4 protein-coding genes are annotated in these 5,122 nt (G+C 48.0%); 3 read left to right on the top strand and 1 reads right to left on the bottom strand.

The genetic code is table 11. The features are described 5' to 3' along the window. Positions 1–41: 41 nt before the first annotated feature. A complete protein-coding gene (locus tag J3481_RS15010; RefSeq protein ID WP_206832766.1) occupies positions 42–1,307 on the bottom strand; it encodes a sigma-54-dependent Fis family transcriptional regulator in 1,266 nt (421 codons plus the stop codon). A gap of 1,130 nt (positions 1,308–2,437) precedes the next feature. Here J3481_RS15010 and J3481_RS14145 point away from each other — a divergent pair. The 3 genes from J3481_RS14145 to J3481_RS14135 all read left to right on the top strand — a co-directional run bounded on the left by J3481_RS14145 (position 2,438) and on the right by J3481_RS14135 (position 5,020). Further along, positions 2,438–2,839 (top strand): hypothetical protein, encoded by a 402-nt coding sequence (locus tag J3481_RS14145; RefSeq protein WP_206832767.1) that lies wholly within the window; start codon positions 2,438–2,440, stop codon positions 2,837–2,839. Positions 2,840–3,236: 397 nt separating this feature from the next. Beyond that, complete coding sequence (locus J3481_RS14140; RefSeq protein ID WP_206832768.1) at positions 3,237–4,280, top strand: amidohydrolase family protein; 1,044 nt, start codon at positions 3,237–3,239, stop codon at positions 4,278–4,280. A 17-nt stretch (positions 4,281–4,297) separates the two neighbouring features. Next, on the top strand, positions 4,298–5,020 hold the full coding sequence (locus J3481_RS14135) for a metal-sulfur cluster assembly factor (protein ID WP_206832769.1): 723 nt from the start codon (positions 4,298–4,300) through the stop codon (positions 5,018–5,020). Positions 5,021–5,122 lie beyond the last annotated feature (102 nt).

The raw sequence follows: 5,122 nt of genomic DNA, 5'->3' as shown, positions 1-5,122 counted from the left end.
TCGACGCCACGTGCATCGCTTGAAGGAACTTGGGGTGACGGTCATCGTCGCAGAGGAAGCCTCCTGAAAAGAATATCCACAATATTCCATGATTGACGAGGGGAAGGCTCGAGTTCCTTTTTTGCCATTTTCACGGTAGCACTACAATTAACCGCTACAAATGGTCCCTGGCGGCGCTCGCTCTCTAGATGTATTGCACGTGCAAATAGCTCCTTCCCCGTTCCTGTCTCTCCTTGAATGAGAACCGGTAAGTTGGTCTGTGCGTATCTTATGGCAAGAGCCTTAGCTTCTTTTATTTGTTCTGAATCACCTAAAATTATATCAAAATTACTAAAGTTATACGATTTAGAATTTTTACGAACATAGATGTGTTTACCTTGAGACCCTCTGCAAATTGAGTCCAAACGCACTAATCCACCAACCAGCCAATCTCCATCATAACAAGGAATATAATGAAAACCTATAGATCCATGCTTTCCGCTTATCTCTCCACACGTTTCATTTGCCCACGAAGTATTAAAACTCGTCTCCAGATTGATACCAAGATCGTCGATATTCCGAGTCCCCTTTATAATTCGCCCTGAAGCATCGACAGCAAACCAGTCAGACTTAGTATCCCGAATCACTGCGTCTGAAAAATAGTCCAAAAGTAGAAGTCGATCTCGTTCTACACGCAGACGCACTATGGATTCAATGGCGCGCGCCGTGGCCAATACAGCCATTCTCATGTGCGGGTGAAAAGTCTTTAACCATCCCGTCATGTCTACTACACCAATCACCTGTCGTGTCACCGGATGCAGGATGGGTACAGCGACACAAGCCCAGGCGTGTGCTGAAGCGCAGAAATGTTCCGCACCGAGAACCTCCACCGGGCGTCCGATAGCCAAAGCTGTTCCGAGTGCATTGGTCCCAACTACTTCTTCTGCCCAACAAGTTCCTTCCTGGCATTGAAGCAACTCCTCCGCCATGTGACGTAAGTTATCCGGACCATCCACAAGACGTATGACAGCGTTTTCATCCGCGATCAAAATAACACACCCGGAAGCTGCTGATAGCGAATGTACTTCCTGAAAGACAGATTTTCGTGCTGTATTTTCCAGCCACCGAAACAGGGGGTTCAAGTTGGCTTTTTCCGCTCGCTGTGGTACGAGTCGATTTGGATTGACATTAAAATTGGCAGAACGTAACCATGATTCATGGATGACCGCTCGCACTTTTTCTGCATCGACTTGGCGAGTAGTTAAAAAACGTTCCCGCTGGTTGAGGATTATTTTCTGAGATAGTTTCTTATCATCCAGGTAATTCAACCTTCTTCACACTCCTCGTGTGCTTAGTGACAGAAGTCTGGTGGTGAATTTCCAGCCGATCTGGAACCGCGAAAAGTCCCCTCGAGTGTTTCCGGGGCCGACTCTTATTTTACCAGTCATCAACCGTTGCTTTCGGCATTCAGATCCACATCTCGTTGAGGCTTCCCCGTCGAGTCGACTCGTGTTATCCGTAGGTTCTCGCTCGCTTGGACCCGTTGTCGTGCGCTCCTGATATGTCGGTTACCACCTTGGACGAGGAAGCACCCTCCTATTCTCGCTGCCTGATGCAACACGTTGGAGCTGCGCATCCGTGGCTCAGCCGTTTTACTGCGCCTTTGGTCCTTGACAAGTTCATAGGTGTCATCCATGAATCCGACCACCTCGGGTCTCCGGGTGATCCATCTCTTCCAGCCTGTTTGTCGGCAGCAGGGAGGGGTGAATGGCGAAGGCCAGGGGGAAGGAGCGAAGCGGCTTCCACTCAGCTGGGCTTATGGAATTTGTAGGCAACTCCGCGAGTTGTCCAGCAAATCCACAGGCTCATCGTTCGACAGACCTAGACCGCCTGTAGGACCATGGGATCGGCAAGTCTCTCTCGGGATATTTCTTTCACTCCCTGCGGACCGTATGGTACTGCTCTGATAGCCTGCTACCCAGGATCCACGATCCACCCCCATGTTCTAACCGCCGGTTGCGCCTCCGTGTCGGATGGGGTGTAGTGACCCACAATTGACATCTACACGGATGAGTGCTGATGACGAGGATGAGGTCGGTGGTTCCCACGGGTACCCAGGTCCGAGTTGGACTTGACTCTCCCAAGACGGGAGGTGAATCCATTGGTAAAACTCCACGTTGGGATCGACGTGAGTTTAAGGGGCCCATTCATGTTCAATTCATGCATGAGGCGGGCTGTGATCTGGCTTCCTTTGTCGTCTCCAACGACCTTCATGAAGCCGAAACTCTGATTCGTAAGGTCTTGGAGACGGCGTCCGCCGACCAGGTCGACCGCGTGGTGGCCGGCATGAAGGCCACGGCCAATCTCGGGTAGCACTTGGCCCACTTATCTCCAACACCAACTCTCGGAGCAGGCTGCTCATCTGCATCCGCAGGTTCACGTCCTAAACGCGCGTAGAGTGGCTCGTTTCAAGAAGGGATACGACAACCTTCCCAACAACGACCGCATCGATGCCTGGGTGATTGCGGCCCATCTGCGGTTTGGCCGACTTCCACGAGCCATGGCACATACGGTGCACGATGAAGCCATCCAACGTCTGATGCGCACCCGGTTCCATCTCATGCAAAGCATCACATGGGACAAGACCTTCTCCTCGAATCAGCTGTTCCTGAAATTCAGCGGCCTACGGCAAGACAGCCCATTCTCCAACACGTTTGGCGCCGCTCCGTTGGCCCTGATTCAAGAACTCGGACCCGAACCCGAAGACGTTGCTGCCATGCCGCTCGAAGAACTCGTGATGTTCTTGGTGGACAAAAACCGCAACCGGCTAACGGATCTCGAGAGACGGCTCATGAACTGAAGCAAATTGCCCCTCGCTCATTTCGACTCGACAAGTTGATACAAGATCCTGTAAATCTTTCGGTTTGCACTTTTTTGTAAAATCAAATCCCGAATTTGACCTAATTACCCCCCTCGACATATCACCGCTGGCCTCACATCACGTTTCGTACCCCTCTTGTTACATTATAAAGAGAACACGGATATCTGTTAACAACGAACAATATGTGTATTGCGTCAACTCGCGTCACTTGGTGCAATCTGCAACACAGATCCACACTGAGAACGCTGCATACGAGCATGCCCTTCCTTCTAAAGAAACATGGAATGGTTTTTGCTTAACACGTATGGTGAAGCCCCTCGAGGGCTCCAGTCACAGCCTATGTGGCTGAAAATTGAGTACGAAGGAGGAGAACTAGATGTTTCGGACGCGTACGGGTGAAGAAATTTTTGTCATTGATGCGCACATTGCATGGTGGGATGGGAGCAAAGAGAACCAGCTCAATAGGCACGGAGAAGAGTTTATTAGCTGCTTCTATGACTATCATAGGAACCTCAGCCCGGAAGATCGAATTTGGCCTCGTGACAAGTTTTACAAATATGATCGAGAAACATTATTGCGAGACATCTTTGGAAAGGGATATGTTGATATTGCTATTTTTCAGCCAGTTGCTTTATCTGAATTCTTTCGAGATGGATTCGGGAATATCGAGAAAAATGCCACTTTAATCAGGGATTACCCGGGAAGATTTATTGGAAATGGTTACTTTGACCCACGGCATGGGGAAAGAGGTCTAGAAACTCTTGAATATCTTGCAGAGACGTACCATCTCCAAGGAGTGAAACTCTACACAGCTGAGTGGTATGGAAATTCAAAAGGCTATAAGCTATCGGATGATTGGTCATATCGTTATCTAGAAAAATGTGAACAGTTGGGAATCCGCAATATTCATGTGCACAAAGGACCCACCATTACACCGCTCAATCGAGATGCGTTTGACGTTGCCGACGTGGATGATGTGGCGAGTGCATTTCCCAATCTAAATTTCATTGTGGAACACGTAGGCTTGCCTCGTTTGGAAGACTTTTGTTGGATAGCAACTCAAGAGAAAAACGTATATGCTGGCCTTGCTGTCGTCATGCCATTCATTCACAGTCGTCCTCGTTACTTCGCTCAGATTCTAAGTGAGTTGTTATATTGGCTTGATGAGGATCGAATCCTCTTTGGAAGTGACTATGCTATTTGGGAACCAGACTGGCTAATAGAAAAATTCATGGATTTTGAATTTCCACCTGACATTGCAGAAGAGACAGGCGTCGAGTTGACTCTTCCGATAAAAAAGAAGATCCTCGGAGAAAACGCAGCTCGACTGTATGGGATCGATATTGAAACGTCAAAAGCCGAATTGGCACATGACGCTCTAGCCGCCCAGATTTCGTCTTGGAACCTCGCACAAGCGTGACGAACGGGGTGATAAGAATGAGTAAATATGACGAGGTGTATGAACGTCTTGCACAGGTTTTCGATCCGGAGTTAGACCAAACGCTTACTGACCTTGGTTTTATACATGAGATTAAAATTGACGAAAGCGATATCACCATTTCCTTTCGTCTTCCAACCTATTGGTGTGCAGCCAACTTTGCGTTTTTAATGGCTAGTGATATTAAAAGACGAGTGACGGAATTACCTTGGGTAAAGAACGTTCGCGTAAGACTGGTTGATCATTTTGCATCGGAACCTATCAATTACGGGGTTGAGAATAATATGTCTTTTAAAGAAACATTCCCCAATTTGTCAAACGAGGATCTCGATAATCTGCGGCTTCACTTCCGCAAGAAAGCGTTTCTCGCACGGCAGGAACGTCTGTATAGGCATCTCAAAGCTATAGGTAAATCAGACGATGATATTGCCCAAATGGCAATTTCCGATTTGAAAGAACTTACAGACTCAGTATCAAACTCACTAGTGGGGAGGTATCTCGAAGTTATTTCGGAACTCTTTAACCAGTATAGTCTGTGTGACAACGCATTTATCGATCTTAACGGAACGCCTATCCCTGCTGAAAGGATGCCGGAACACATGAAATTAGCTCGTAGTACTCGCATCAATCAAGAGGTTAACGGAGCGTACTGCTGTGGCTTGCTGCAAACACGATATCAATCAGCTAAAGACGCTGTGAAGGAGGCGTTTTCCGCAACTTAAAGTGTGAGCCTTTTGCAGAATGACTGATTCCATCGCGAGCGAAAACGACGCACACTTCTCGTGAAAGATAACACATGCCATAAAAATCCTTTTCTGTTGTGT

Source organism: Alicyclobacillus fructus (assembly GCF_017329605.1).
In the GTDB taxonomy this organism is placed as follows: domain Bacteria; phylum Bacillota; class Bacilli; order Alicyclobacillales; family Alicyclobacillaceae; genus Alicyclobacillus; species Alicyclobacillus fructus.
The sequence above is the reverse complement of the archived record's forward strand: the minus strand, read 5'-3'. Positions and strand labels throughout refer to the sequence as shown.